Here is a 1,709-nt window from a genome sequence, read left to right as displayed (position 1 = left end):
GCGGTCCGACCAGATCTGCCGGGCGATGGTGGCGTCCACCATCTCCCGCTCCGGCTGGGCGCCGCGCTCGTTGAGCTGGTCCCGCTGCTCGCGCATCCGCGACTGGCTCGGCGCGCACCCCGAGGTGGACATCGCCGACGTGGCGGCCAACCTGGGCCGGCGCCAGCCGATGGCCCACCGGCGTTTCCTCGTCGCGGCGGACCGCGCCGACGCGCTGGCCGCCCTCGACGCGCCGCAGCGGCAGTTCACCGGCGCTCATCCTGGCGGCCGGCGGGCGCTGGTGTTCGCCTTCCCGGGACACGGCGCCCAGCACGTGGCAATGGGTGCCGGCCTGTACCACGCGGAACCGACCTACCGGGCCGTGGTCGACGAATGCGCCGAACTGCTCCACGACGACCTGGGCCTCGACCTGCGCACGCTGCTCTGCCCGGCCCCCGACGGCCATCCGGAGGCGGAGCGGCTGCTCGCGCGGCCCCGGCTGATCCAGCCCGCGCTGTTCGTCACCGAGTACGCCCTCGCCCGGTCGCTGTTCGCCCGTGGGGTCACCCCGGACCTGATGGTGGGACACAGCCTCGGCGAGTACGTCGCCGCGTGCCTCGCCGGCGTCTTCTCCCTGGCCGACGCGGTGCGGCTGGTGAGCGCCCGCGGCGAGCTGGTCGAACGGACCCCGGCCGGGGCGATGCTCGCGGTGAGCCTGCCCGAGACGGCGGTGGCCGGGCTGCTGGCGGACGGTCTGTCGCTGGCCGCCGTCAACGCACCCGAGCTGTGCGTGCTGTCCGGCGCTGGAGAGGCGATCGAGGAGCTGCGCCGGCGGCTGACCGCCGACGGGGTCGAGTGCCGGCCGCTGCGGGTCACCCGGGGCTACCACTCCGCCCTGCTCGATCCGGTGCTCGACGAGTTCGCCGACCACGCCCGCCGGGTGACCTACCACGAACCGGAACGCCCGTACCTCACCAACCTGACCGGCGGCCCGGTCACCCCCGGGCAGGTCACGGACCCCGTGTACTGGGTGCGGCACATGCGGGAGCCGGTCCGGTTCGCCGAGTCGGCCGCGCTGCTCGCCGAGCAGGACGTCGTCCTCGCGGAGCTGGGCCCCGGGCACGCCCTCGGTGGCCTGGCCCGGTTGGCCGGAGTGCGACCCGGCCAGGTGGTGGCGGCGATGCGGCATCCGCGCGGCGACGCCGACGACCTCACCACGATGCTCGACGCGGTCGGCCGACTGTGGCTGTCCGGGGTGCAGGTCGACTGGCAACGGTTCCACGGTGGCCCGTGCCATCGCCTGCCCCTGCCCGGCTACCCGTTCGAGCGGCACCGCTACTGGGTGGACCCGGCGCCACGGACCGGCACGGCGGACCCCGCACCCGCCCCGCCGGCGGCGGCTTCCCCGATCGCCCCGGACGCGCCCGAGTCCGTCGACGCCGCCAACCGGCCGGCCGTCAGCACGGCCTACGTCGCTCCGAGCACCCCCGCGCAGGAGTGCGTGGCGGAGCTCTGGACCGAGCTGCTCGGCATCCGGCCGATCGGGGCGCTCGACAACTTCTTCGAGCTCGGCGGGCACTCGCTGCTGGCCACCCAACTCGTCGTGCGGCTGCGGGCCCGGCTCGGCGTCGCGCTGCCGCTGGAGGCGGTCTTCGCGACACCGACCGTCGCCGGGATCGCGGCCACGCTGCCGGAAACCGGCCCCGCACCCACCGCCGCCGCCAGGCAGC

1 protein-coding gene is annotated in these 1,709 nt (G+C 75.7%); it reads left to right on the top strand.

The window, feature by feature from the left end:
- Window positions 1-124: 124 nt before the first annotated feature.
- Window positions 125-1,709 (top strand): acyltransferase domain-containing protein (locus tag AB0I76_RS29345; protein ID WP_357042230.1); only part of this gene is annotated, 1,585 nt, incomplete at its 3' end.

The sequence above is a fragment of the Micromonospora sp. NPDC049799 genome (assembly GCF_040656655.1).
Classification (GTDB): Bacteria; Actinomycetota; Actinomycetes; order Mycobacteriales; family Micromonosporaceae; genus Micromonospora.
The sequence above is the reverse complement of the archived record's forward strand: the minus strand, read 5'-3'. Positions and strand labels throughout refer to the sequence as shown.